The organism is Clostridium sp. CM039 (genome assembly GCF_055081075.1).
This window is the reverse complement of record NZ_CM143649.1, coordinates 419,547-445,396: the sequence shown is the minus strand read 5'-3', so window position 1 is coordinate 445,396 and position 25,850 is coordinate 419,547. Positions and strand designations below refer to the sequence as shown.

The following is a 25,850-nucleotide window of genomic DNA, read 5'->3' as shown; positions in this document are numbered from 1 at the left end:
TCAAACCTTTCTTAAATTATTAAGTTTTCATAATTTTGCTATTATATAAAATGAGTTAGAGTGCCAGTAATACAATACATAGAATTCTTTATATCCCTCAAAGCATTTACATCCACACCCTCACCTCCCACTCTTTTAACTTCTATAAAAGAATGTAAAACCCTTTAATTACTATAAAAGCAGCAGGCATAATTTGAAATCGAGTAGGAGCTAAATAATTAATTTATTTAGCGACCTCTCACACCACCGTGCATACCGTTCGGTACACGGCGGTTCAATAGAAATTAATGTTTTAATAAATATGTCTCAGATATAGAAACTAATCCTATATTTTTAAGGTATTTATTGGTCAATGTTTTGTTTAATATAGGGCTATTGGATGTTCTCCAATAGCCTTTCCTTGTATTTGCATATTGCAAAGCTTTATTGTTTGGTATTCCTAATTTAACAAGGTTCCCATATTTTGTTTTAATCTTTTTCCATTGTTTCCAAAAACACATTCTAATTCTTCGCCTTAACCATTCATCAAGTGTTTTAAGAATACTTTTAATGTCTGCAATAGCAAAATAATTTATCCATCCAACTATCACTTGCTTAAGTTTCATAAACCTATATTTCATGCTCATCGCATTACTTCTTGAAGTTAATTCTTTTAGCTTTGCTTTGAATTTGATTATAGGTTTTTGAGGAACTCTCATTCTGTATTCACCTTTTGCTCGGTAAAATGAAAATCCTAAAAATTTAAGTTTCCAAGGTCTATCTACTGTACTCTTTTCTTTATTCACTCTAAGCTTTAACTTTTCCTCAATAAATCTCGTAATACTCTTCATTACTCTATTTGCTGATTTCTCACTTTTGACGTATATATTCGCATCATCAGCATATCTACAAAAGTTTAGTCCTCGTTTTGTTAGTTCTACATCGAGTTCATGTAACATTACGTTACTTAATAATGGGGACAAAGGCCCGCCTTGAGGTGCTCCTTCTTCTGTATTCATAAATACCCCATTTATCATCACTCCACTTTGTAGATACTTTCGTATCAGAGAAATTACTCTACTATCTTTAATATCTTCCGATAGTATCCTTATTAATTTATCATGATTTATCGTATCAAAGTATTTAGAAAGGTCTATATTCACCGTCCATGTATGTCCAGCATTAATATATCCCCTACATTTTTCAACAGCTTGTTTTCCACTTCTTAAAGGTCTAAAACCGTAACTATTATCAGAAAATTTCTTTTCATATATTGGTATTAGAGTTTGTGATATCGCTTGTTGAATAACTCTATCTAATACAGTAGGTATTCCAAGTAGCCTAATTCCACCGTCAGGTTTTGGTATTTCTACCCTTCTTACGGCTAGAGGTCTATATCTACTTTCTAATAATGATTGCCTTAATTCTTGTCCATGCTCTTTTAGATAATGTAGAAGTTCATCTACTGTCAAACCATCAATCCCATGACTTCCTTTATTGGCTTTTACTCTTTTATATGCTTTATTCATATTATCTCTCGATAATATCTGCTCGAGTAAACCATTATCATATTCATTCACATCGTTTCTTCCTTCTTCTGACATAGAGGAAATACTATGCACTTCTACATTACCTTCGAGTTCCACTCTATTCTCTCGTAGAGAGCCTTCTTTATGAAGTTGTCTGCTTTTATCATATTTTCTCGTATCCTTCAAAATTCCAAACCTCCTATTGTTCAGTCCTTCCCACGCTAACGCGTTTTGCATGGTACTATGACGTCTGCTGACTTCTGATAGTTCAGCCATACATCACTGTATGGGTTGTTATTTCTAAATTCATATCCACAACTTACCTATCAGATCTCCCCGGGTAAGAACGCAATCTTTCACTCCATCTATCTGCTACATTTACACCACTTGTTTCGAATAGTTTTGGGCTTCGTTTTGTATTGCAAACTTACCCACAAGCATATGCCTTATATGTAGTTTCTGTTCGTCAGACCGGAGTTTGGCCGCCAACTTCCTTCAGATTCCATCTCACGATGGACACCCTTGTCTTAAGCTATGCACTTGGCACTATTAACCCGTGCTAGGGACTTTCACCCATTAGATTGCGCCCATGCCGGGCGCACAATAAAAACCGCTAAGTATAACTTAGCGGTCAGACCGTTGACAAACATAAAATGTAAAACACTCTAATTTAAAATTGGAGTGTTTTTTTCATATTCAAAAAGGATTTTAGGACATCAATGTCGAATATATATAGGATACAAACTTTATAATTCGGAGGGCATTATTATGATTAATGAAAAGAACTTCACACAACAAAAACTAGAAATGGTGTATTTAGAAGATTTAGTTCCTAAAGACCATATTCTGAGAAATATAGATAAATACATGGATTTCTCTTTTATAAGAGAACTGACTAAAAAATATTACTGCTTAGATAATGGAAGACCTGGCGTAGATCCTATTATACTTTTTAAAATGCTGTTTATTGGGTACTTATTTGGAATAAAATCTGAACGACAACTTGTAAAGGACATTGAAGTAAATGTGGCTTATAGATGGTTTCTAGGACTAAGTCTTACTGATCCTATTCCAGATCATTCAACAATTAGCCAAAATAGACGTAGACGGTTTAAAGGTACAGATGTGTTTCAAAAAATATTTGACGAAGTAGTATTTAAGGCTATAAATCTTAAGATGGTAACCGGTAAAATACTTTACACAGATTCTACACACCTAAAAGCAAATGCTAATAAGCGAAAGCTTGTGAAAATTGAAGTTGAAAAAACGCCGAAAGAATATGTAGCTGAACTTAATAAAGCAGTGGAAGAAGATAGAATAAACCATGGTAAAAAACCTTTAAAGGAAAAAGAACCTGTCACCAAAATAAAAGAAACTAAAGTTAGCACAACCGACCCTGACAGTGGATATATGATGAGAGATGGCAAGCCGGAAGGCTTCTCATATTTAGATCACAGAACTGTCGATAGCAGACATAATATAATTACTGATGTGTATGTTACTCCTGGAAACATAAATGATGTTGATCCTTATATCGATAGATTAGATGTGCAAATAAAAAAGTTTAATTTTAATACAAAATATGTTGGTGCAGATGCTGGTTATGCTACAAATCTTATATGTAAAGAACTATATGAGAGGGAATTAAAATCTGTAATGGGATACCGTAGGTCTCCACATACAAAAGGAATGTACACAAAAAATAAATTCCAATATGTTAAAGAACAGGACATTTACGTATGCCCTGACTTAAGGGCTTTACATTATAAAACGACAACAAGAGAAGGATATAAAGAATATGTTGGTAATGCAAAATATTGCGAGATATGTCCAAATAGAGCTCAATGCTTTTCTGCAAAAAGCAAGTTTAAAACTATTAGAAGACATGTTTGGGAAATGTATAAAGAAGATGTTGTAAAGTTCACCAGAACAGATAAAGGCAGAAATATATATAGAAGAAGAAAAGAAACTATAGAGCGAATCTTCGCAGATTCAAAACAACTGCATGGGCTTCGCTATTGCCATATGCGTGGATTAGAAAATGTGAAAGAGCAGTGTCTGCTTACAGCAGCAGTGCAGAATATGAAAAAGATAGCTAGCCTGCTATCTTTACTGTTTTTTGATTTTCTAACTAAGAAGATAGTTGTTATTTTAAATTTATCCATAACTCAAAGCGCTATCGCATAATTGCATGTAAAAAGCCCAGTATAATAAAAAAATTATACTGGGTTTGTAAACAACCTGAAGAGTTATATTATAGAAATATAATATAACTCTTATTTTACTTTTTATATATTATTTAGTCACAAGCATAGTGTTGAAAACATGGCAATTTCTAAGGGAATCCCTTTTGATATGCTCCCCTTATGGTAGACAGTTAAAATAATAAAACTGTTTACTATAAGGAGGGCTATTTTTTTATGGGAAGAAAATCAACTATATCAGACCAACAAAAAATTAAGGCTGTAACATCATATTTAAATGGAAAAGCTAGTATGTTAAGTTTATGCAACAAACTTCAAGTACATAAGAGTTCTTTTCAAAAATGGGTAATACGATATAAATCAGAAGGTGAAGCTGGGTTAAAACATTCTAGCAAAAATACTTCTTATACTGCCAAAATCAAGATTAACATTGTAAAAGAATATCTTGATGGGCATGGCTCACTGAATGATTTATGCATTAAGTATCATATTTCGTCAAATACAGTTTTATGCAATTGGATAAAGAAGTATAATGGTCATGAAAACATAAAATCTTCTGGAACAGGAGGAAAAATAATCATGACCAAAGGACGCAAAACTTCTTATATTGAACGCATTGAAATCATAAAGTACTGTATTGAAAACAATAACAGTTATAATAAAACTGTTGAAAAATATAAGGTATCTTATCCTCAGATTTATACCTGGATGAAGAAGTATAATCAGTTTGGTATTGAAGGGCTTTTGGACCGACGTGGAAAGCCAAAGGCTGAAGAGTTAATGACAGAAGATGAAAAGCTAAAAGCTCAATACAAGCTTTTAGAAGCACAAAATAGAAGATTACGGATGGAGAATGCTCTTCTAAAAAAAATCCAAGAGATAGAAAGAAGGCGATATTAAGCGAAGCTAGATACGAAGATACTTATCTTGCAATCCAAGAATTATCTAACAAAGATAAATTTCCTATAACTGAGTTGTGCATTATAGGCGGCGTTAGCCATTCTGCATATTATAAATGGCTACACAGAGAAAAAAGTAACCGAGTATTGAAAAACGAAGAATTATTAAAGCTTATTTGTGAGTTATATGAGGAAAAAGACGGTATCTTAGGCTATCGCCAGATGACGATTAAAATCCGTAGAGAATATAATAAAAAAGTTAATTATAAACGAATTTATCGTCTGATGCAGATATTAGGATTAAAATCCGTATGCAGAAAAAAAAGATATAATTATATTAAGTCAACTCCTGAAGTTACTGCAGAAAATATTTTGGATAGAAATTTTAAAGCAGAACAAGTCAATAAAAAATGGCTTACAGATGTAACCGAGTTTAAATATGGGAGAAGTGGACAAAAGGCTTATCTAAGTGCAATATTTGATTTAGGTGATAGAAGTATTGTTTCATATGTCATTGGTCATTCTAATAATAACCAATTGGTTTATCAAACCTTTAATCTTGCTGTTAAAGTATACCCTGATGCTAAACCAATATTTCATAGTGACCGAGGTTTCCAGTATACTTCAAAAATATTTAAAGAAAAACTAAAAAAAGCTGGAATGATACAGAGCATGTCGAGGGTTGGGCATTGTATTGATAATGGTCCAATGGAAGGATTTTGGGGAATCTTAAAAACAGAAATGTATTATCTTCATAAATTTGAAGACTATGAAAGCTTAAAGAAATCGATTGAAGACTATATAGAATATTATAATAATAGACGTTATCAAAAACGTTTAAAGTGCATGACACCAATGGAATATCAGCGATATCTATTAGGTAATGCAGCATAAATAAAGCGCCTACCAAATGATAGACGCCTTACATAAAATCTTTAATTATTTCCACTGTCTACTTGACAGGGGGCAGTTCATTTAGCTTCCCTTAGTTGCTGTTTTTACAATTATTACATCTTAAAAATTGCAAAAATACCACCTATAACTAAAATACAACCACCTATCCGTATAATTACCATATATAAATCAGTAGGTTCTGCATTAGTTTTTGTTTTCCATGATTCTGCAATTTTCCACATTGCTTTAGGCTTAATTAGCATTACACATCCGATAATAACCAAAAATATACCAACTGTTAATTCCATTGGACATCCTCCCTCGTATAATATAAATAACACCCTCGAGATATTAACAAGTATTTCTAAATTATACTTCATTTACATAATTGCTATAACATAATTTCAATTATAAGAACCATAATTATACATAAATTACTTCCCCTAATAAGACCTCCTCTTGTTGCGTTTAAGAGATATTTGATTTATAGTGGCAAAGGGAAAACAGTGGGGAAAGGTCATTTATGGAATTAATTTCTCGTATTCCTGGCTATCCATGTGGTTCAATACAATTATGACAAAAATACCCTACAAAGTAGAGTCAGTTAACTTTGAGACAATTATGCCTCTTTTTTTAACTGTATCCCTTATAGGGTCCATTTTATACTTGTATAATATGATTCTTATTTTATTTTTTATGTCCTATTTAATAATAAGTACTATCAAAATTTAACTTGTTTATCCATTATTTTTATACTCATAGAAAAACTTTATTTCCCATGTAATCCTTCTTTACTTTAACATATTAAATGTCCTACTTGTCACGGAATAACTCTAAAAGGTTTATATAATGATTGGCTTCTCTAAGGACATGATCTGCCAAAAGCGGAACAATTATTGACTTGATTTTACAATTTAAGAGTCCTTCAGTAGCCTGAGTCTTAAATTCTCTAATCTTAATAGTTTGTCTTAAAGTGTTATCCGTAAGGCCAGATAACTCTAATGAAGATTTATTCACAGCAGATGCTTCTTTTCTTAGTGTTTCAAATTCTTTCCCAAAATTATTTGATATATCGAATAGTTCCACTTCAGTAGGATCTAATAACCCTCTAATAAAGTAAGAATGCTCTGACATTATTCTGTTCCAAAAGGTTTCCTGTTCAACTATATCTCTTTGCACATCAATCTCAATACCATTTTGTAATCTTGTTAATAACGTTGCAAAGAATATTGCCTCCCTAAGTATATGATCTATTAACAATGGATAAGCGGTAGTAAATACCTTGCAGGATAAAACATCGCTTTTAAGTTTGGCTTTGAATTTAGCAATCATATTAGTCGCTGCTATAGAATTGTAATTCAGCGCATAAACATGTTCAGTTAACATGGATAGGTTCATATTATTCATTCCAGGTACTAATGAGTTCTCCATAGCAGTTACGCTTGAGTCTATAAAAATTCCAGTAGCAAATTGAGTCGCCCTCTCAGCATCCATTGTATATTTAGTCGAAATTTCATTTGCCTTTAACACTCTAACAGGAATTACTCCGTCAGACAAGGATATTGCATGTGAAAGCAATCTAGTAAATTCATTTTTAAAGGCATCCGCTTGATTGATTAAATTTCTATCCTTTATAACAAATGCTGCCTCCAAAAATATGGAGTGCTCCTTCATTATTCTTAGAAAGAATAGATTTAACTCTAAAGATTGATTTATAAATTTTTGATTTGATATCATAACATACTCCTAAATTATTATTTCATCATTAATAATATATTCAGAATAAATGTATTAAATGATTATAAAAATAATATTTTACAACAACTTTTATTTCAATCATAATACTCTTGATGAAACTGTGACGTCCAAAGGTCTGATGGACAATAAATCACCGAAGGCTTTCACCGTAAAATAACCCCATACTATTATTGTATGGAGTATACTAATTTTATAGATGAAGCTTATTGAATTTTGACGTAGATCTTTCACTCCATATTATCACTTTCTTTGTAGTGATTTAACCTGTTAACGGCTGGGCCTTCTATAATATCGCCTTCAAAAGTAAATCTTGATCCATGACAAGGGCAATCCCAGGATTTTTCCGCACTATTCCATTTCAGTTCACAACCTATGTGCGTACATGTTATATCAACTATATGCAGTTTTCCATTTTTGTCCCTATATGCTCCATACCTTTCTCCATCAATCTCTACCATCTTTCCCTCATCATTTTTTAATTCAATATTATATTGTCCAACTTGAAGTTTTCCCTTTATTAATTGCTTTGCAACATCAAAATTCTCCTTAGCAAAATTCTTAATCCCATCAGTTGAAATATTACGCGATGGATTATATACGTCTTGATAAGGACTTACCTTATTAACTATAATATCCCTTAGTATATTCGCAGCCGCTGTTCCATTTGTCATTCCCCATTCACCATAACCTGTAGCAACATAAATATTTTCTGATGAAGAAGTAAGATTACCTACATATGGCACACCATCTATTGTTATATAGTCTTGAGTCGACCATCTATACAAAAATTTTTCAATACTAAAGTTTTTTTCAGCATACTTTTCTAAATTAACATAATGTTTTATCATATCACCACCATGAGCAGTTTTATGATCTTGGCCCCCGATAATTATCATCTGGACATCCTTATACTTTTGTGAACGAAAATACCAACCTTTCTCCCCTGCATCTACAAATGTACCTTTTGGCAATTCATCCTTTATTTTTGCAGTTATTACATATGACCTTTGTGGTCGAAGCCTTGCAAAATACAGCCCTAACCCATCATAAAAAGGAAAATGTGAAGCTAAAACAACTATTGGAGCTATTACTTTAAAGCCTGTGTCTGTTATTACAGTGTATAAATCATCATGTTCAATATCTACAGCTCTGGTATTTTCATATATGTTACAATCATTGCTAGAAATGTTTTTAGCAATTTCAAGGAGGTATTTTCTAGGGTGAAATTGAGCTTGATTTTCAAAACATAATGCACCCTTTATTGAAAATGGCAAATCCAACTTTTCAACATATTTTGCTTTTATACCTAGCCTTTTAGCAGCTTCTGCTTCTTCCTTAATAGTATCTATATAGTTTTCATCCGTTGTATAGATGTATGCTGGTAGCCTACAAAAATCGCAATCAATATTATATTTTTTTACCATACATTCTATAAAATCTATTGCCCCTTCATTAGCATCTGCATACTGCTTAGCTTTTTCAATTCCCACACTTCTAATTAAATTACTATATATTATATCATGTTGTGAAGTAATATAAGCTGTGGTGTGCCCTGTAGCTCCCTTGGCTATTTTATCTGCTTCAATTAACGCAACTTTGAACCCTTCATTTTTTAAAAGGAGAGCAGTTGTTATGCCTGTAATACCTCCCCCTATTATTGCTATATCAACTTTAACATCTTTTTCTAAAGCTTTATAGTTTGTTTCATTAGTTGAATCAATCCAATAAGATTTTGATTTTAATTGTTTATTAATACATACATCATTTTTTTCATCCATAAAATTACTTCCTCCCTTTAATAATAAAAGAACAATTTTATTTTGTGTTTACAAATTAAAAATATGTACATTAAAAATTATGTCACAAATTTTCAAAAAAAGATTGATAGAAAATATAGAAGTAGTTTGTGCATGTCACGGGTGAATAATATTGTATCTGTATTGATTTAATGTGATGAAAATGGTTAAGAGGAGCATAAGCTCCTCCTAACCATTTTAAAAATATTCAATATTCAAATATAATTTATTATTTGCTGTTTATTACAAAAATGTACTAACTATAAATTTTAATTTTTAATGCTCTCACTCCAGCGATTATATTGCTCTTCCTGGTAGTATAGCATCTAGTATTCCAATGACTATTGAAGCAAATATTGCACCTATCATAGATACTCTCATCCCAGGTACTAGGAATTGCGCTATATATAATATTATAGCCGCTATTACAAACCCTTTTATTCCCTTCCCAAAAGGCGATGCATCGACGCGCATAAGTTTTTCCACTAAATAATCTATTAAAGATATAACTACCGCCGCTAATATAATTGACCGTAGACCCACAAGTACAAAACCTGGTGTTAAAAATGACGTTATAGCTAATATAATTGAAGTTACTACAAATCTTATTATCATACCTGTTAAGCTATTAAAAGCACCTTTTTTCTCTTTATTTTCCATAATTAAATTACCTCCTTATTTAAATTTTTTTATACTTATATGTTTACCAAGAAGCTGAAATTTTATTATGAAAAATAAACAAACATTATTTCACTAACTATTACCATAAAATAAAAATTATAAATTAATAAAAGCTGTTAATAATATAAGTAGTAATTAATAAGAAAGTGTTACCGTGAATGACCATTTAATAACCAGTTACAGCTATCTTACTTCTACCTTCCATTAAAACTACATTTTAAAAATTCTTTTATACTTGATACTCAATTAACTTTATAAAGTGAACACAGAAATCATGCTTACTTATATTTGACAAAAAATATTAATCACCGTATAATTATGCATATTTCCCATTTTAAATATAGCAAATGTTACAACCATTTTAATTATTATGTTATATAAGCCTAAGAACAAAGGAGTATACAAGATGAAAAATCAAATCATTAATGAAATTGAAAATATAAAAGAAGATCTATTGGAAATAAATGATTATATATATAATAACCCAGAATTAGGTTGTGAGGAATTTAAAGCGGTTGAAAAATTAACATCTTTTCTTGAAGAACATTCTTTCAAAGTCGATATTAATATAGCAAACAGGGAAACTGCATTCAAAGCTATATATGACAGTAACCTAAAAGGTCCAACCATTGCATTTTTGTGTGAATATGATTCATTACCAGGAATAGGACATGGCTGTGGTCACGACATGATAGGAACAATTAGTGCCGGAGCAGCTGTTGCTTTAAGCAAAGTAATAAGCCAAGTTGGTGGGAAAATAGAAGTATATGGAACCCCTGCCGAGGAAACATTTGGTGCGAAAGTTGATATGGTTGAACAAGGAGTATTTGACAATGTTGATGTTGCTATGATGATGCATCCGTATGGCAAGACATGTTCAAGTGGATCATCCTTGGCTATGGAAGCACTAGAGTTTGATTTTACAGGAAAGTCAAGCCACTCTGCAAGCACACCTGAAAATGGAATTAACGCACTGGATGCTGTGCTATTAATGTTTAATGGTATAAATGCAATGAGACAACATGTGACCTCAGATGTAAGAATACATGGCATTATCAGCGAAGGTGGTGTAGCTGCCAATATAGTGCCCGATAAGGCTGTTGCAAAATTCTACATAAGAGCCCAGAAAAAGGCCTATCTTAAAGAAGTGATACAAAAGGTGAAAAACATTGCAAATGGAGCCGCACTCATGACTGGGGCGAGTGTAAAAATCAGCTTATATGAGCCCTCTTTTGATGATATGAATACTAATAAAAATTTATCTGATGCATTTAATGAAAACTTGAGAATGTGCGGTATAACAGATATCAACCCACCAGAAAATATCGGCTCACTAGATATGGGAAATGTAAGTTACATTGTACCATCAATACATCCTCTGCTTGGAATAGGAAACCCAAAATTGAACTTACATACCGATGAAATGGCTAAAGCAACAATAACGCATCAGGCCCATAATTCTTTGATTATAGGGGCTACGGCACTCGCTTGTACTGGGTACGATGTTATTACTGATAACAACCTGCTTTCCATGATAAGAAAAGAGTTTGATGACAGTTTAAAGTAATCATTCCTAATAAAAAGCAAGAGCATTAACTTACTGTATAAATATGCACAAAAACATATAATAAATGTATGTCTCATGAAAATAAAAAAAGAACAAAAATTGATATCGTAACAACGAATCAATATATAACTTCATTTTTCCCTATTTAACCCTTTAATTTTTGTGATATTTTGATAATACGATAATAAAGGTATACTCAAGCCATATGCTTTAATTTCGTATTTTCTATTAATTGTCAATCCCCAGTACACATCTTCAGAATGAATTTTAAATTCTAATAAACTATTAGCATCCTCAAATACCTTTATATCGCCATTCTCCATTTGTGCATAAATTAAATACCTATCAATATTATCATGTCTTATTATTCGTTTATTTGCAATGGTTACTGTATAAGTATTTCTAAAAAAATGCGGAAAGAATATACCTACGCCTACCATTACAATAATGATAATTATTATTTTTCCAATCTTAAATTTCGAAAAAAATCTATCCCTAAATTTATAAGAAATGTTTTTTATCATAAAATCTCCTTTATTTTAATAAATTCATTTACTTTAATTGTTACTCCTTTTTCTAGATATTAGAACATAATATATATAAATTTTTTCTAAACTAATTTTGTTTTAATACATAGCATAAATAAATGGATTGAGGTAAACTAGAACATTATCCAATCTACAGACTTTTTGAATTTATAAACATTATATTGATTTTTAATCTATTTTAATTTATTATTAGTATATATAGAAATTTATGGAAGGATGTTTGCAATGAAAACTTTCAATAAAGATATCGGAGCACTTGGTGAAGATATATCAGAAAATTATTTAGAAAATTTAGGATACAGAATATTAGATAAAAATTTTAGATGCAAATGTGGTGAAATTGACCTAATAGCAATAAATAAAGGCTATATTTGCTTTGTCGAGGTGAAAACTAGATATGGAATACATTATGGAACACCCGCTGAATCGGTTACCTCCTCTAAACAGAAGAAGATTTGTAAAACAGCTCAAGTATATATTTCTAGAAAAAATATTATTGACTACAATTTCAGATTTGATGTTGTAGAAGTTATGTTGAATAATGATAATAATAATTTTTTAATTAATCATATTGAGGACGCTTTTCAATTATAATTTTAGATAAAAAATAAAAATAAAAATTAAAATATATTTTAATTTTTATTTTCGTCTAAAATATTTTTCAAAAAACTTTTTCTATGTATTGGAATAGTTCCGTATTTTTTTATTGCAAGCACATGTTCTTCTGTGCCGTAACCAACATTTCTATCAAATCCGTAATTTGGGTATTCATTATGATACTGTGCCATCAGTTCATCTCTATATACTTTTGCAATTATAGAAGCACACGCTATGCTTATACTTAATGCATCTCCCTTTATTACAAACTCATTTAAATCTGAAAAGTTTTTTATTTTATAACCATCTGATAATACTAATTCTGGTTTAATAGTTAGCCCCGCACAGCATTCTATAAATACTTGATTATTGCACCAACCAATGCCTTTTTCATCAATCTCTTTATTGTCAATAGCAATAATTTTATAGGCTAAGGCTCTTTCTTTAATAATATGAGCTAGCTCTTTTCTGCTAGATATTGATAATTTTTTAGAATCGTTAGCTCTTAAGATTAAATCTCTATCCTCGTTTGATTTTAAATCTAATACTACTGCCGCTGCAACTATAGGTCCAGCTAAAGGGCCTCTTCCAACTTCATCTACTCCAGCAACATATTTATAGTCCCCAAAGCTTCTATCAAATTCGTACATTTTTTTTACTCTCTGAATTTCCTTTTCTTTTAGCTCAATCATTCTAGATATTTTAATACCTAATTTTTGAACGGTTTTCCTCTTGTCTTGTAATAGCATATTAGATATGATTTGCTTATCACCATCAGAGAAATCGTTTTCAGCATTCTCTAAACTCAACATATATGTAGATATTTCCTTGTAACTCATGTCTGAAAATTTAATATTAAATTCCATGGTATTGTCTCCTTACTATTTCTTAATAGTGTTATTTAGGCATCTTAAAAAACAAGTATAGCACTAACGTTTTTTTAAGATGCTCTATTTATTTTTTAAAATGCCTACCTGTTTTCAGATAGGAATTGCATATGATTTTTTTATATAAAAATTTAAACTTCATCTAGTCTTTCTAATGATATAGGTCCTAATTTTCCACCTCTAAATTCATCTAAAAGCATAACTGCGACTCTATTATAGTCAATATTACCTCTAGAAATTACTGATCCTCTTTTTTTAGCAATATTATCTAGATTGTCTAAAGGATTCTCCATAATCTCATCAAGTTTATATCTTTCCATTAGCCTTTCTCCATTATTAACTTGTAGTCTTTCTACTAATCTAAGTGCTAATTCCTCTATATCTATGACTTCATCTTTTACAGCACCTGTAAATGCCAAATTAAGTCCAACTGTCTCGTCTTCAAATCTAGGCCATAATACACCTGGAGTATCCATTAATTCTATACCTAAGCTAGTTTTTATCCATTGCTTGCTTTTAGTAACTCCCGGTCTATCACCAGTTTTAGCAATATTATTTTTTCCTAATTTATTTATAAAAGAAGATTTACCAACATTAGGTATACCAACTACCATAACCCTCGTAACTATGTTAACTAATCCTTTTTTTCTTTGTCTATCATGTTTTTCTTTTAATAACTCATCAAGCGTAATCTTTATACTTTTTAGACCTTGACCTGTAATACAATTTACAGCCAATGGCTTTATAGTATCAGTTGTAAGCTTTTTTATCCAGTCTTTGGTTACTTTGTCTTCAGCTAGATCACTTTTGTTTAGTAAAATGACTCTAGGCTTATCTTTACATATCTCATCAATTTGTGGATTGGCGCTTGATTTAACTATCCTTGCATCTCTAATTTCTATTACAGCATCAACAAGTTTTAAACTCTCTCCAATTTGTCTTCTTGTCTTAGCCATATGACCTGGAAACCAATTTATTGTCATTGCCATACTATTTAATCCCTCCCATTTTATTGAATGGATAAAGCCTTATAACCGCTTTTCCTTCCAACAGATTGAGTTTTACAAACCCAACATCACTACTACGACTATCTTTACTGAAATTTCTATTATCTCCGAGGACAAAAATTGAATCTTGTGGCACCAAAACTTCATTATAGTCTTCCATAAAATTTTCATTTTTATAGTGCTCATTAATAATTTCATCATTTATGTACAATATATTGTTGTTAATTTTAACTTTATCTCCAGCAACTGCTATAACTCTTTTTATTATTCTTTGACTTATATCAGCAGGGTACTTTATTACTACAATATCATTTCTCTTAGCCGATGTTATTCTATATGATACTTTTTCAATTATTAATTTATCATTATTTTGCACCGTAGGAACCATAGATTCGCCATTCACTGTAACTATTTGGAATAAGAAATTTATAATAAATACAGCGATTAAAAGTGAAATTGCTATAGATTTTACTACTGCAAAAACTTCTTTTGTCAATATATTCACCTACTTAATAAACTACTTAAATTACTTAATTGAAAACTTATGAAGAATATTTACACCTAAGTTTAATTATCTTTAAAAGTAAAAAGGGACTTTTCAGCCCCAATTTTATTTTCTCATTCTTTCTTTAACTTTTGCAGCCTTACCAACTCTATCTCTTAAGTAGAATAGTTTAGCTCTTCTAACTTTACCTAGTCTTACAATTTCAATTTTCTCGATTACTGGAGCGTTTACTGGGAATGTTTTTTCAACACCAACACCAGATGCTACTCTTCTTACTGTGAAAGTTTCTCTTAAACCGCCGTGTTGTCTTTTAAGAACGGTTCCTTCGAATACTTGGATTCTCTCCTTGTTACCTTCACTAATTTTGATGTGAACCTTAACAGTATCACCTACACTAAATTCTGGTAAGTCAGTTCTGATTTGTTCTAATTCTATTGCTCTTATAATTTCTAACATGTGCATTCCCTCCTAAAATTTTATTGTGACGTTCATGCTTATTATAATATAACAGAGGACCGTCCGTACTAGCACAAACTATATTTTATCATAAAAAAATATATATATCAACATAAAAACACTTTTTATACTTATATATAAGATATTTTTAATTTTAAATAACTCTCCGGAAATTAATTAACCACCTGTAAAAAATAACTAGTCAGTATACTAGTACATTTATACTTATTGCTTTCTTTCAAAAGCCTTACTTAATAGTTTTTTATCTTCCTTCGTAAGATTAAGTTTTTGAAATAAATCTGGTCTTTTTTCTTTAGTTATTAAGAGTGACTGCACTCTTCTCCATTTTCGTATGTTTTCATGGTGTCCTGATGTCAATACCTCTGGAACCTTTTTACCCTCAAAGCATTCTGGTCTTGTATACTGAGGATATTCTAGTACGCCATCATAAAAGGATTCTTCTGTGAAACTCTCCGGGCAAGATAATACCCCTGGAATTAATCTACAAATACTATCGACTATAGGAATACATGCCATTTCTCCACCTGTCAAAACATAATCACCTAAAGAAATCTCCATATCTATATAGTCATAGGTTCTCTCATCAATACCTTCGTAATGTCCACATACAAATATTAATTCTTTTTCCGTGCTGAGCTTTTTTGCAATATCTTGGGTAAAAGTAATACCCCGTGGCCCCAAAAATATTACCTTTCCACCATTATGCAATTTAACATCATTAATACAGTGAACTAGCGGTTGAGTTTGCATTACCATACCTGCTCCTCCACCATAAGGAGTATCATCTACCTTTTTATGTTTGTTTATTGCATAGTCCCGAATATTACGAGGAGAAATCTCCAGTATATTTTTCTCTATGGCTCTTCCAATGATACTATAATTAAAAATATCAAACATTTCAGGGAATAGAGTTAGAATGTCTATTTTCATTCTTGCCATTCTTTTATTGGCTTAATTATTATTTCGCGTTTATTAATGTCTATACTAACTATAATATCCTTAAGCACTGGAATTAGCACTTCTTTATTTCCCTTAACCCAATATACATCATTACCCGGAGTATGAAGAACATCATATACTTTTCCAAGTTCTTCTCCGCCCTGCTCGAAAACATTGCAATTTAATAAATCAGCCACATAGTAACTATCCTCAGTCAGTTCAACTGCATCTTCTCTTTTAACCATCAAGTACTTATTTCTATACAATTCTGCTTGCTCTATGCTGTCTATACCTTCAATTTTAAGTATTGCGTTAGCTGCTTGAAGTTTGCAACCTTCAATTTTTCTAATTTCACCATCAATATACACACTTTTTAATTTTTTAAATCTTTCAAGACTATCCGTTAGCGAAAAGACTTTAACTTCACCCTTTAAGCCATGTGTCTTGCCTATCTTACCTACGCTCATAAAATCTTCCATTTAAAATCCTCCTTTCAAAATCACTTATATAAATAACTAAAACTCAAAATTTAATTAAAATAAGAGTTAGGCAGAACCTAACTCTTACTTTATTTCAACAACTACTTTTTTATTTTCTTTAACAGCAGCTGCCTTAACAACCGTTCTAATAGCTTTAGCTATTCTACCTTGTTTACCTATAACTTTTCCCATATCCTCATGAGCTACAGATAATTCAAGAAGTACTGCATGCTCATGTGCTACTTCGTTTACTACTACCATTTCTGGTTTATCAACTAAATACTTTGCCAATACTTCAAGTAACTGTTTCATGGAAAACTCCTCCATTCATTACTTACAAACTTTTCTAGTTGACTGCTATTTTGCTAAGTAACCTTTTAACTGTATCAGATGGTTGTGCACCATTTTTCATCCACTTAGTTGCTTTTTCAACATCAATTTTAATAGTAGTTGGCTCTGTTGTTGGGTTATAGTATCCTATTTCTTCTATAAATCTTCCATCTCTAGGAGCTCTTGAATCTGCAACTACTACTCTATAAAATGGAGCATGTTTAGCACCCATTCTTTTTAATCTTATTTTAACTGCCATGTATAATCACCTCCTTAAATTTAATCATTGCTCAAGTAGTTTTATTAAAAAGGCATTTTACCAAACAGACCTTTTTTACCAGGTTTTTGGAATCCTTTTGCTTGCTTCATAAATTTCTTTGCCATTTCAAAATCTTTTAACAGCTTATTTACTTGCTGTACCAATGTGCCTGACCCATTAGCAATTCTCTTTTTTCTAGAAGAAGAACCACTAATTAAACTAGGATGCGTTCTTTCTGATATAGTCATTGATTTTATGATAGCTTCAACTTTTCCCATTTCTTTTTCGCTTTGAGACAAATCTACACCCTGTAATTCTTTTTTATTTACACCTGGCATCATTTCAACCAATTTATTCAATGGTCCAAGCTTTTTCATCTGTTGCATCATTGCTAAAAAATCATTTAGATTGAATTCTTGAGATAGCATTCTGCTTCCAAGTTCTTTTGCTTCATCTTCATTTATAGCTTCCTGAGCTTTTTCTATTAATGAAAGCACATCCCCCATACCAAGTATTCTTGATGCCATTCTATCTGGATAGAAAACTTCCAAATCATTCATTTTTTCGCCAACACCAACGAATTTTATAGATTTACCAGTTATTGCTTTAATTGATAAAGCTGCACCACCTCTTGTATCACCATCTAACTTAGTCAAAATTATTCCAGTTATATCCAGCTGCGAATTAAAACTATCTGCTACATTAACTGCATCCTGACCAGTCATAGAATCTACAACAAGCATTATTTCGCTTGGCTTAACACTTGATTTTATATTTTGAAGTTCCTCCATTAAAGTTTCATCTATATGAAGTCTTCCTGCTGTATCTATTATAACTACATTATTACCATTATCTTTAGCAAAGTCTAATGATGCTTTTGCTATATCTACAGGGCTCACATTCTCTCCCATGGTAAAAACCGGAACATCAATTTGTTTTCCTACTACCTGTAATTGTTTAATTGCAGCTGGCCTATATACATCACAAGCAACCAATAGTGGTTTTTTGTTTTTTCGTTTCAGTGAAAGGGCAAGTTTCCCACCCATTGTGGTTTTACCGGCACCTTGAAGACCAACAAGCATTATAACTGTTATCCCATTTATAGAAAACTCTAACTTACTTTCTGAATTACCCATTAAATCAGTTAACTCATCATTAACAATTTTGATGACCTGTTGCCCTGGTGTTAAGCTTTCTAATACTCCATTACCTAAACACTTTTCGCTAACATTTTTCACAAAATCTTTAACCACTTTATAGTTAACATCTGCTTCAAGCAATGCTAATTTTACTTCTCTCATAGCATTTTTAATATCTTTTTCGGAAAGCTTACCCTTACCTTTTAATTTTTTTATGGTATCCTGTAACTTAGAAGATAACCCTTCAAAAGCCATAATAAACCTCCTAAATGTTTTCAATAATCTGGGTTTTTATATCACATATAATCTTATTTATATTTTCATCTTTTATATTAACTTGTAAGTTATCTAATTTTGATATAATGTCTTTTAAAGTTTCTTTTAGTTCATGATTTTTATTTAATAACTTTAATTTTTCTTCATATACTAAAAGCACATTATCAGATCTTTTAATGGTATCATGAATAGCTTGCCTGCTAGTATTATTTATCTCTGCTATTTCTGATAAAGAGAGGTCATTATTAAAATACATATCCATTATGTTTCTCTGCTTTTCAGTAAGCAATTCACCATAAAAATCTAATAATAAAGAAATTTCAAATCTTTTTTCCATTTCATCACCTTGCTCACAAGTCATATATTATCAGATTTTAAATGCAGTGTCAAGTAGTTTTACTTAACAGGTCAATATTTTTATATGAACCAGTGTCTTAGATCTACATTTTAAAATAAAGCCTCTACGAAATCCTTTGAATTAAACTCTTGTAAATCATCTACACCTTCACCAACGCCTATATATTTAACCGGTATATCAAGTTGATTTTTTATTGATATTACAACGCCACCTTTAGCCGTGCCATCTAATTTAGTTAGTATTATACCATCTATAGGACATATCTTCATAAATTGTTTAGCTTGCTCAACTCCATTTTGTCCTGTTGTACCATCAATTACTAATAAAGTTTCCATATGGGCCTCACTATACTCTCGCTTAATCACCCTATTTATTTTTGCTAATTCATCCATAAGATTCTTTTTATTATGTAGCCTACCTGCCGTATCACAAATTAGAACATCAACTTTCCTTGCTTTGGCTGCTTGAACAGCATCAAAAACCACAGCCGCAGGATCAGACCCCTCTTGATGTTTTATTAATTCCACGCCTGCTCTACTGCTCCAAATCTCTAACTGATCAATTGCTGCCGCTCTGAACGTATCCGCTGCAGCAATGAGAACTTTATATTTCTTGTCTTTTAGCGATGCAGCGATTTTACCAATGGAAGTGGTTTTACCAACACCATTAACCCCAATTATCAAAAGTACCTCCGGTAGATTTGCATGTTGTATTGGGTTTTCATTTTCACCTAATATGTCAATCAAAACTTCTTTTAAACATGGCCAGATTTCTTCTGGTTCTTTTATTTTGTCTTCCTTCACCTTTTTTTTAAGCTTTTCAATGACATGAATAGAAGTCTCTACCCCTATATCTGATGTGATTAATATTTCTTCTAGTTCCTCATATAATTCATCGTCAATTGTAATGGCTAAGTTTAGTACTTCACTGACTTTTTCTGTGATGCTATTTCTTGTTTTTGCTAGTCCGTCTTTTAATTTTCCAAAAAAATTTCCAAACATTTCTACTCCTCCTTGTTTATTTTTTGTAACAAAGTAATTATTATAAATAATTTTACTTATTCAAATCCACAGATACTATTTTTGACACTCCCTTTTCCTCCATGGTAACCCCATATAATACATCTCCAGCTTCCATAGTTCCCTTCCTGTGAGTTATTATAATAAACTGAACATTATCCGAAAATCTCTTTAAAAATTCAGCATACCTAACTACATTCGCATCATCAAGTGCTGCTTCAATTTCATCTAAAATGCAAAAAGGTGTTGGCTTCATCTTTAATATTGCAAATAATAATGCTATTGCGGATAAAACTTTTTCTCCACCAGACATTAAACTTATGTTTTGAAGTTTTTTCCCTGGTGGTTGAACATTAATATCAATTTTGGCAGTAAGTTCGTCGCCTTCTGTAAGTATTAAATCTGCACTTCCACCCTTAAATAATTCCGTGAAGGTTTCATTAAAATTTTGTCTTAATATAATAAAATTTTCTGCAAATATTTGTTTCATTTTTTCAGTCATTTCACCTATTACAGTTAATAATTCGTTTTTCGCTAAAACCAAATCTTCTTTTTGACCATTCATAAAAGTGAATTTATCTTTAACTTCTTTATATTCTTCAATCGCACTAACATTAATTTTACCAAGCATTGATATTGCCGCTTTTAGTGCTATTATTTCCTTTTTAAGCTTATCAATGTCTTCAATTTCATTTTTAAATTGCAATGCTTCCGCATATGTTAATTCAAAGTCATCGTTCAGTTTCTGATAGTAAGTATCCTTTTCCATTTTAACTTTCGCAAGGGCTAATTCACATTTGTGCATTTCTTTTTCGGTTTTTTCTAGCACTTGCGAAACATTTTCTAAATGCTCCACACTTATTTTTATATGCTCTTTAATTTTAATTCTTTTAATTTCATTGTCTTCAAATTTTTTTTCCGTTTTTTCTAGTATACTCATTATTTCTTTTACTTTTACTTCGGCACTTTGAATTGAAAATAAATTTTTGTTTTTATTTTTCATGGATTCTTCTATTTCTCTAGAAAATACAATTATTTTTTCATTATATACCGATATTTCATCATTTAATCTTTGAATTTCAGATCGCTTATTATGTATTGTTTCATCAATTTGAGCTTTTTTTATCTTAGCATCAATAATTGATTCTTTTATATTTTCAATTTCTTGCAATTTATCTTTTAATTTAAAATCAACCTTGTTAAGACTTTGTTGTATTTCATCTTTCGCATGAATAAATTTAGCAACAGATTCATTTTTTTCATCAATTTCTTTATTTCCCTTTTCAAGTTTACCCTCTTCTAATGACTTTTCAGTGTTTAGAGCCATTATATTGTTTTTTAATCTGTTTGTTTCATTAATTATTGAGCTTACTTTAGCTTCCACCTTCGTTACTTCAATATTTTCAAAGTGAACCTTATCCTTTAAATTTAAGTTTTCTTCGTTTAACCCTAAAATTTCAGATTTGCTTTGTTTTATTTTTTCCAAGTAAATAATTGATTCATCTTTTAACACATCTAAATCCTTAGCCAACTCTTTTATTTCTCTTTTTCTACCAATTATGCTTGAAGTCTTTGAATATACGCTTCCACCAGTTAACGAACCGCCAACGTTTATAATTTCTCCTGATAATGTAACGATTTTATATCTAAAATTATTTTTTTTAGATATTTGGAGGGCCGAATTCATATCTTTACATATAATTGTCCTACCTAAAATAAATGCAATAACTTCACTAAATTTCTCATCATAACTTATTAATTCATTTGCCATTCCAACAAATCCAGGATTGTTTTTAGTTTCATTATCAATTGTAAGTCTTTTACCCTTAATAATGTTTAAAGGTAAAAATGTTGCTCTTCCGAGATTGTTTACCTTCAAAAAATCTATTAATAATTTTGCCACGGTTTCATCTTTAGTTATTATATGTGATATAGATCCCCCCAAGGCAATTTCTATAGCTACTTCTAAATTTTTTTCCACCTTTATAATTTCTCCAAGTACAAAACACTCACGAATATTTCCTACTTTACCTTCATTCACGTGTTGCATTAAATTTTTTACCGATTTATTATAACCTTCATGCTTTTTTTCCAAAGTTGTAAGTACATTAAAATTAGCTTCTGTTTTATTAATTTTAAAATTACAATTTTTCATAGTTCTTTCATTAAACGTTAGAATGTTTTGTAATTTATCACTTTCTTTTTTATTATCCCTAACCTTACTTTCATAGCGAACTATTTTATCTTTAAATTCTTCCATTTGACTTTCAAATACTGTTTTTGTATTCGCATTGATTTTTATTGAATTGTCGAAATTTTCAATGTTATTTTTCAAAGTATCAATTCTTTTTTTAGAGATATCCATGTTATTTTTTAAAATTAATAGATTATTGGTAAATTCAATAGTTTTATCAATGCTGCTTTGCTCTTTTTCCTTAAGAGTTTTAGCTTCATCACTTTCAATCGCTATATTTCCCTCAATACCCTTAATTTTTATTTCTTCATATTGAATTTTTTCTACTATTTCCATTTGAGTATTTTTTATAATATTCAAAGAATCTTCTGATACATCCTTATTGCGTTTAAATTCCAATAAATTTTTACGAATAATATCGCTCTCATTTGATGTTTTATCAATTGCTTTTGCTAAATTATCTATTCTTTCATTTAGTATCTTTATTTCAGAGACATTATTTTGGTAAATCAACTTATTGTTGTAATATATTTGTTTTTCTTCTCGGTTTTTATTTTCAAATGTTTCAAATTCACTGTTCCAGTATTCAACATCTTTCTTAAATTGGGTTTTTCCCTTTGTGCTTTGTATTACTTCGCCATCTAATTCAGTACCTTCATCGTGTAATCTTTTAATTTTTTCTTCAACCTTATTAATGGAGTCAATAATTATGCTAACCTCTTTGCTTTTTAATTCTTCAAAAAGTTTTAAAAATTTCTTTGCCTTTTCGCTTTCATTCATTAATGGTTCTAGTCTTTCTTCATAAGTGCTTAAAATATCTTCTATTCTAATCAAATTTTGATCTGTACTATCTAATCTCTTTTCTGCTTCTTCTTTTCTTGTTTTAAACTTAACAATTCCTGCAGCCTCTTCAAACAATTTTCGTCTTTCCTCAGTTTTACCACTTAAAATAGCATCAATTTTACCTTGACCAATAATTGAGTATCCTTCTTTTCCTATACCAGTATCCATAAAAAGCTGTTGAACATCTTTTAATCTACAAGATGTATTGTTTATTAAATATTCGCTTTCTCCTGAACGATATAATCTTCTCGAGATTGTAACATTAGAATAATCAATGTCCAGTCCAGAATCGCTATTATCCAAAATCAAGGAAACTTGCGCCAGGCCAACCGGTTTCCTAAACTGTGTGCCAGCGAATATAATATCCTCCATTTTATCTCCTCTTAAGTTTCGTGCACTTTGTTCTCCGAGGACCCACCTAACAGCATCAGATATATTGCTTTTACCACTTCCATTTGGCCCAACTACTGCCGTAATTCCCTTCGTGAATGTTAACTCTGTTTTATCTGCAAAGGATTTAAATCCTCTTATTTCAATAGATTTTAAGAACATTAAAACACTCTCCTATTTTACCTAAATAGCATTGGCGATATAAATCCTATAATAAAAATTACAACTATACTATAAATAAATACCTTTGTATATTTATCTCTTGTTTTCTTTTTCATAATTCACCTCATATTTTTATTTTTTTCTTTAATATAAATAAAGTATATATTACTACAAATAATTTAACGTAATATATACTTTATTTAACGTGCAAGGATAGACACTATATTCTATACACCAAATTAAAATCCTTCTTTATACTTTGAGGACACATACTCATGTATGGTCATAATAATGCATTTTTCTTCTTTAGATATACTAATACTTCCACGGCTAATGGTAATATCTTGGGATATTTCTATTGAAACTGTTTTTATTTGTTTTTTTATGCCATAAAAAAAACTTTTGCCATTAGCGTAAAGTTTTGAAATGTCTTTTGGATTTATTTTCACTAAAACTTTATTAACGCCCGTGTCACTTTTAAAATTATTCACTATAACATCATATAATAAATCATTATATATACTGCCTTCAACTAATTCTCTAAATGCAGGATGAAATGGTCCTGCAACTAAATCATTGCCTTCTGAGATTTCAACAGTTGGCTGTAATCCTATCCTGATCACATTTATTTGGTTTGCTACCATCATAATGTAAATAATCTTACTTATGTTTACTGCTTCACTTAATGAATAAGGTTTGAATTCTTGCTTTATATACATGCTCTCCATAGGTGTATCTTTAATCACAAGTGCCGGATATATCCGACAAATATCTGGCTTAAGATCAATCGCTCTTTTGGCTGTCTCTATATCTTTATTTATATTATCTCCTGGAAGGCCTATCATTATTTGGTGTCCTAAAACAAAACCATACTGCTTTATAAGTTTTGAAGCATTCACTACATCACTTGCAGTGTGACCTCTTCCAGACTTTAATAACACTTCTTCATCAAGGGATTGTACTCCGAGTTCTATAATATCTACAGAGTATTTTTTTAGATTGCTCAATATTTTATCATTAATATAATCTGGCCTTGTAGATAATCTAATGAATTTTATTTTATTATCATCTTTTAATTTCTTAGCAACAGTTAAAAGTTCTATTTGCTTTTCCATTTTTATAGCTGTGAAAGTTCCTCCAAAAAATGATACCTCAATAATAGCATCATCATTATTTATTGTTTTCAAATATTCATTTACCGTTTGCTCCACATACATTGCATCAACTTTTGTTGATGTTCCTGTTATGCTATTTTGATTACAAAATACACAATCATGTGGGCAACCCTCATGTGGAACGAAAATAGGAATAATGTAATGCAAATTACTCATGTACATCCTCCTGATTCATCATAACCTGTTTTGCTGCATTTTGCTCTGCTTCTTTTTTACTATAACCTTGCCCTGAGCCTTTTACACAATCATTTATTAATAGGCTTACAAAAAATTTTCTCTTGTGTGGTGGCCCTTCAAATTTCACAAGTTCATAGCAAATATTTACTTCCCCATTCTGCTGAAATATTTCCTGAAGCTTAGTCTTATAATCCAAAACTATCTCGTTGCTAATTGCTTTCTCAATGATTTCTTTAAAGTTGTTAAGTATAAATGAATTAGAATATTCTATTCCTTTATCCAAATATACAGCAGCAATTATTGCTTCAACACAATCAGCCAATATTGAAACTCTATTTCTACCACCAGTAATTTCTTCACCTTTGCTCATGTTCATGTACTTTCCAAGTTCCCATACGTTTGCAATATCGCACAGCGAATTTTCGCAAACAATTAGGGACCTAATTTTAGTTAAGTATCCTTCAGGTTTTTCCGTAAAGCGACTGTATAAGTATTCGGATATTACAAGTTGTAATACAGAATCGCCCAAGAACTCAAGCCTTTCATTAAATTCAACCTTCTTTTTCTGATTTGCATAGGAACTGTGGGTTATTGCTGTTTTCAATAACTCTTTATCACTAAAATTCAATTTCAGTTCCTTCTCAAGTTCCTGTAATTTTATATCGTACTTCATAATCATTCCTCCTTTTCGGAAGTTTATTTAAATAATGTTTTCTTCATTCGCAAGATTCTTCAAGTTTATTATTCAATTTACTTAGCCTGACAAATAAAACAATACATTT

At 30.8% G+C, this 25,850-nt stretch carries 26 protein-coding genes; 5 read left to right on the top strand and 21 right to left on the bottom strand.

All coding sequences use genetic code 11. The features are described from left to right. Positions 1-284: 284 nt before the first annotated feature. A complete protein-coding gene (gene ltrA / locus ACWJJ2_RS02065) occupies positions 285-1,694 on the bottom strand; it encodes a group II intron reverse transcriptase/maturase (protein ID WP_462952630.1) in 1,410 nt (469 codons plus the stop codon). Between the two features lie 582 nt (positions 1,695-2,276). Between ltrA and ACWJJ2_RS02060 the strand changes: the two genes are divergently transcribed. The 3 genes from ACWJJ2_RS02060 (at position 2,277) to ACWJJ2_RS02050 (ending at position 5,505) form a co-directional block, all read left to right on the top strand. Beyond that, positions 2,277-3,695, top strand: coding sequence for an IS1182 family transposase (locus tag ACWJJ2_RS02060; protein WP_462953751.1), 1,419 nt, complete (start codon positions 2,277-2,279; stop codon positions 3,693-3,695). A 233-nt stretch (positions 3,696-3,928) separates the two neighbouring features. Next, positions 3,929-4,612 (top strand): helix-turn-helix domain-containing protein, encoded by a 684-nt coding sequence (locus tag ACWJJ2_RS02055; protein WP_258280590.1) that lies wholly within the window; start codon positions 3,929-3,931, stop codon positions 4,610-4,612. Between the two features lie 74 nt (positions 4,613-4,686). Next, complete coding sequence (locus tag ACWJJ2_RS02050) at positions 4,687-5,505, top strand: IS3 family transposase (protein ID WP_253198320.1); 819 nt, start codon at positions 4,687-4,689, stop codon at positions 5,503-5,505. Between the two features lie 113 nt (positions 5,506-5,618). Here ACWJJ2_RS02050 and ACWJJ2_RS02045 read toward each other — a convergent pair whose 3' ends face one another. The 4 genes from ACWJJ2_RS02045 to ACWJJ2_RS02030 form a co-directional block, all read right to left on the bottom strand. Beyond that, a complete protein-coding gene (locus ACWJJ2_RS02045) occupies positions 5,619-5,813 on the bottom strand; it encodes a DUF6199 family natural product biosynthesis protein (RefSeq protein ID WP_216302552.1) in 195 nt (64 codons plus the stop codon). Between the two features lie 505 nt (positions 5,814-6,318). Beyond that, positions 6,319-7,242 (bottom strand): DUF2935 domain-containing protein, encoded by a 924-nt coding sequence (locus ACWJJ2_RS02040; RefSeq protein WP_220319502.1) that lies wholly within the window; start codon positions 7,240-7,242, stop codon positions 6,319-6,321. A gap of 248 nt (positions 7,243-7,490) precedes the next feature. Beyond that, entirely contained in the window at positions 7,491-9,041 is a 1,551-nt protein-coding gene (locus ACWJJ2_RS02035; RefSeq protein ID WP_220319501.1) for an FAD-dependent oxidoreductase, read from the bottom strand. 315 nt (positions 9,042-9,356) lie between these two features. Next, positions 9,357-9,719, bottom strand: coding sequence for a phage holin family protein (locus ACWJJ2_RS02030; protein ID WP_165414002.1), 363 nt, complete (start codon positions 9,717-9,719; stop codon positions 9,357-9,359). A gap of 427 nt (positions 9,720-10,146) precedes the next feature. Between ACWJJ2_RS02030 and ACWJJ2_RS02025 the strand changes: the two genes are divergently transcribed. After that, complete coding sequence (locus ACWJJ2_RS02025) at positions 10,147-11,307, top strand: M20 family metallopeptidase (protein ID WP_216302549.1); 1,161 nt, start codon at positions 10,147-10,149, stop codon at positions 11,305-11,307. 131 nt (positions 11,308-11,438) lie between these two features. Here ACWJJ2_RS02025 and ACWJJ2_RS02020 read toward each other — a convergent pair whose 3' ends face one another. Then, positions 11,439-11,831: a DUF1523 domain-containing protein gene (locus ACWJJ2_RS02020; protein WP_216302548.1), complete on the bottom strand. Its 393-nt coding sequence runs from the start codon at positions 11,829-11,831 to the stop codon at positions 11,439-11,441. Between the two features lie 249 nt (positions 11,832-12,080). On the opposite strand from ACWJJ2_RS02020, the gene ACWJJ2_RS02015 reads away from it, so the two are divergent. After that, on the top strand, positions 12,081-12,449 hold the full coding sequence (locus ACWJJ2_RS02015) for a YraN family protein (protein ID WP_216302547.1): 369 nt from the start codon (positions 12,081-12,083) through the stop codon (positions 12,447-12,449). A gap of 38 nt (positions 12,450-12,487) precedes the next feature. On the opposite strand, the gene ACWJJ2_RS02010 is transcribed toward ACWJJ2_RS02015, so the two are convergent. The 15 genes from ACWJJ2_RS02010 to rnc all read right to left on the bottom strand — a co-directional run bounded on the left by ACWJJ2_RS02010 (position 12,488) and on the right by rnc (position 25,741). Next, positions 12,488-13,291, bottom strand: a complete 804-nt coding sequence (locus tag ACWJJ2_RS02010) for a ribonuclease HII (protein ID WP_369811891.1) — start codon at positions 13,289-13,291, stop codon at positions 12,488-12,490. A gap of 179 nt (positions 13,292-13,470) precedes the next feature. After that, a complete protein-coding gene (ylqF, locus tag ACWJJ2_RS02005) occupies positions 13,471-14,322 on the bottom strand; it encodes a ribosome biogenesis GTPase YlqF (RefSeq protein WP_216302558.1) in 852 nt (283 codons plus the stop codon). Between the two features lie 7 nt (positions 14,323-14,329). Further along, on the bottom strand, positions 14,330-14,842 hold the full coding sequence (gene lepB / locus ACWJJ2_RS02000) for a signal peptidase I (RefSeq protein ID WP_220285905.1): 513 nt from the start codon (positions 14,840-14,842) through the stop codon (positions 14,330-14,332). 114 nt (positions 14,843-14,956) lie between these two features. Beyond that, positions 14,957-15,307 (bottom strand): 50S ribosomal protein L19, encoded by a 351-nt coding sequence (gene rplS, locus ACWJJ2_RS01995; RefSeq protein WP_165414008.1) that lies wholly within the window; start codon positions 15,305-15,307, stop codon positions 14,957-14,959. A 225-nt stretch (positions 15,308-15,532) separates the two neighbouring features. Further along, on the bottom strand, positions 15,533-16,258 hold the full coding sequence (gene trmD / locus ACWJJ2_RS01990; protein ID WP_216302545.1) for a tRNA (guanosine(37)-N1)-methyltransferase TrmD: 726 nt from the start codon (positions 16,256-16,258) through the stop codon (positions 15,533-15,535). Further along, positions 16,255-16,746 (bottom strand): ribosome maturation factor RimM, encoded by a 492-nt coding sequence (gene rimM, locus ACWJJ2_RS01985; RefSeq protein ID WP_165414010.1) that lies wholly within the window; start codon positions 16,744-16,746, stop codon positions 16,255-16,257. The genes trmD and rimM overlap by 4 nt, the downstream gene beginning before the upstream one ends. 84 nt (positions 16,747-16,830) lie before the next feature. After that, entirely contained in the window at positions 16,831-17,058 is a 228-nt protein-coding gene (locus ACWJJ2_RS01980; protein WP_165414011.1) for a KH domain-containing protein, read from the bottom strand. 34 nt (positions 17,059-17,092) lie between these two features. Continuing rightward, positions 17,093-17,335, bottom strand: a complete 243-nt coding sequence (gene rpsP, locus ACWJJ2_RS01975; RefSeq protein WP_165414012.1) for a 30S ribosomal protein S16 — start codon at positions 17,333-17,335, stop codon at positions 17,093-17,095. A gap of 44 nt (positions 17,336-17,379) precedes the next feature. Continuing rightward, positions 17,380-18,729: a signal recognition particle protein gene (ffh, locus tag ACWJJ2_RS01970; protein WP_216302544.1), complete on the bottom strand. Its 1,350-nt coding sequence runs from the start codon at positions 18,727-18,729 to the stop codon at positions 17,380-17,382. Positions 18,730-18,739: 10 nt separating this feature from the next. Then, positions 18,740-19,087 carry a putative DNA-binding protein gene (locus ACWJJ2_RS01965; RefSeq protein ID WP_216302543.1) on the bottom strand — a complete coding sequence of 116 codons (348 nt, stop codon included), beginning with the start codon at positions 19,085-19,087 and terminating at the stop codon, positions 18,740-18,742. 110 nt (positions 19,088-19,197) lie between these two features. After that, positions 19,198-20,109 carry a signal recognition particle-docking protein FtsY gene (gene ftsY, locus ACWJJ2_RS01960; RefSeq protein ID WP_216302542.1) on the bottom strand — a complete coding sequence of 304 codons (912 nt, stop codon included), beginning with the start codon at positions 20,107-20,109 and terminating at the stop codon, positions 19,198-19,200. Positions 20,110-20,161: 52 nt separating this feature from the next. Continuing rightward, positions 20,162-23,716: a chromosome segregation protein SMC gene (gene smc, locus ACWJJ2_RS01955; RefSeq protein ID WP_216302541.1), complete on the bottom strand. Its 3,555-nt coding sequence runs from the start codon at positions 23,714-23,716 to the stop codon at positions 20,162-20,164. A gap of 17 nt (positions 23,717-23,733) precedes the next feature. After that, positions 23,734-23,832: a DUF4044 domain-containing protein gene (locus ACWJJ2_RS01950; RefSeq protein ID WP_165414017.1), complete on the bottom strand. Its 99-nt coding sequence runs from the start codon at positions 23,830-23,832 to the stop codon at positions 23,734-23,736. A 123-nt stretch (positions 23,833-23,955) separates the two neighbouring features. Continuing rightward, the gene (locus ACWJJ2_RS01945) at positions 23,956-25,047 is read right to left on the bottom strand and encodes an elongator complex protein 3 (RefSeq protein ID WP_216302540.1); all 1,092 of its coding nucleotides are present in this window, start codon (positions 25,045-25,047) and stop codon (positions 23,956-23,958) included. Continuing rightward, on the bottom strand, positions 25,040-25,741 hold the full coding sequence (gene rnc / locus ACWJJ2_RS01940; protein WP_369811881.1) for a ribonuclease III: 702 nt from the start codon (positions 25,739-25,741) through the stop codon (positions 25,040-25,042). Before rnc ends, ACWJJ2_RS01945 begins: the two co-directional genes overlap by 8 nt. Positions 25,742-25,850 lie beyond the last annotated feature (109 nt).

Coding starts and splice junctions, on each gene's coding strand:
- ACWJJ2_RS01965 (WP_216302543.1), bottom strand. CDS start 19,087: ATGGAAAAAAGATTTGAAATTTCTTTATTATTAGATTTTTATGGTGAA.
- ACWJJ2_RS02060 (WP_462953751.1), top strand. CDS start 2,277: ATGATTAATGAAAAGAACTTCACACAACAAAAACTAGAAATGGTGTAT.
- ACWJJ2_RS02025 (WP_216302549.1), top strand. CDS start 10,147: ATGAAAAATCAAATCATTAATGAAATTGAAAATATAAAAGAAGATCTA.
- ACWJJ2_RS02010 (WP_369811891.1), bottom strand. CDS start 13,291: ATGAGTTACAAGGAAATATCTACATATATGTTGAGTTTAGAGAATGCT.
- ACWJJ2_RS02020 (WP_216302548.1), bottom strand. CDS start 11,831: ATGATAAAAAACATTTCTTATAAATTTAGGGATAGATTTTTTTCGAAA.
- rplS (WP_165414008.1), bottom strand. CDS start 15,307: ATGTTAGAAATTATAAGAGCAATAGAATTAGAACAAATCAGAACTGAC.
- trmD (WP_216302545.1), bottom strand. CDS start 16,258: ATGAAAATAGACATTCTAACTCTATTCCCTGAAATGTTTGATATTTTT.
- rnc (WP_369811881.1), bottom strand. CDS start 25,741: ATGAAGTACGATATAAAATTACAGGAACTTGAGAAGGAACTGAAATTG.
- rimM (WP_165414010.1), bottom strand. CDS start 16,746: ATGGAAGATTTTATGAGCGTAGGTAAGATAGGCAAGACACATGGCTTA.
- ACWJJ2_RS02040 (WP_220319502.1), bottom strand. CDS start 7,242: ATGATATCAAATCAAAAATTTATAAATCAATCTTTAGAGTTAAATCTA.
- ffh (WP_216302544.1), bottom strand. CDS start 18,729: ATGGCTTTTGAAGGGTTATCTTCTAAGTTACAGGATACCATAAAAAAA.
- ACWJJ2_RS01945 (WP_216302540.1), bottom strand. CDS start 25,047: ATGAGTAATTTGCATTACATTATTCCTATTTTCGTTCCACATGAGGGT.
- ftsY (WP_216302542.1), bottom strand. CDS start 20,109: ATGTTTGGAAATTTTTTTGGAAAATTAAAAGACGGACTAGCAAAAACA.
- ACWJJ2_RS02015 (WP_216302547.1), top strand. CDS start 12,081: ATGAAAACTTTCAATAAAGATATCGGAGCACTTGGTGAAGATATATCA.
- ACWJJ2_RS02030 (WP_165414002.1), bottom strand. CDS start 9,719: ATGGAAAATAAAGAGAAAAAAGGTGCTTTTAATAGCTTAACAGGTATG.
- ACWJJ2_RS02035 (WP_220319501.1), bottom strand. CDS start 9,041: ATGGATGAAAAAAATGATGTATGTATTAATAAACAATTAAAATCAAAA.
- ACWJJ2_RS02055 (WP_258280590.1), top strand. CDS start 3,929: ATGGGAAGAAAATCAACTATATCAGACCAACAAAAAATTAAGGCTGTA.
- rpsP (WP_165414012.1), bottom strand. CDS start 17,335: ATGGCAGTTAAAATAAGATTAAAAAGAATGGGTGCTAAACATGCTCCA.
- smc (WP_216302541.1), bottom strand. CDS start 23,716: ATGTTCTTAAAATCTATTGAAATAAGAGGATTTAAATCCTTTGCAGAT.
- ACWJJ2_RS02045 (WP_216302552.1), bottom strand. CDS start 5,813: ATGGAATTAACAGTTGGTATATTTTTGGTTATTATCGGATGTGTAATG.
- ACWJJ2_RS01980 (WP_165414011.1), bottom strand. CDS start 17,058: ATGAAACAGTTACTTGAAGTATTGGCAAAGTATTTAGTTGATAAACCA.
- ylqF (WP_216302558.1), bottom strand. CDS start 14,322: ATGACAATAAATTGGTTTCCAGGTCATATGGCTAAGACAAGAAGACAA.
- ACWJJ2_RS01950 (WP_165414017.1), bottom strand. CDS start 23,832: ATGAAAAAGAAAACAAGAGATAAATATACAAAGGTATTTATTTATAGT.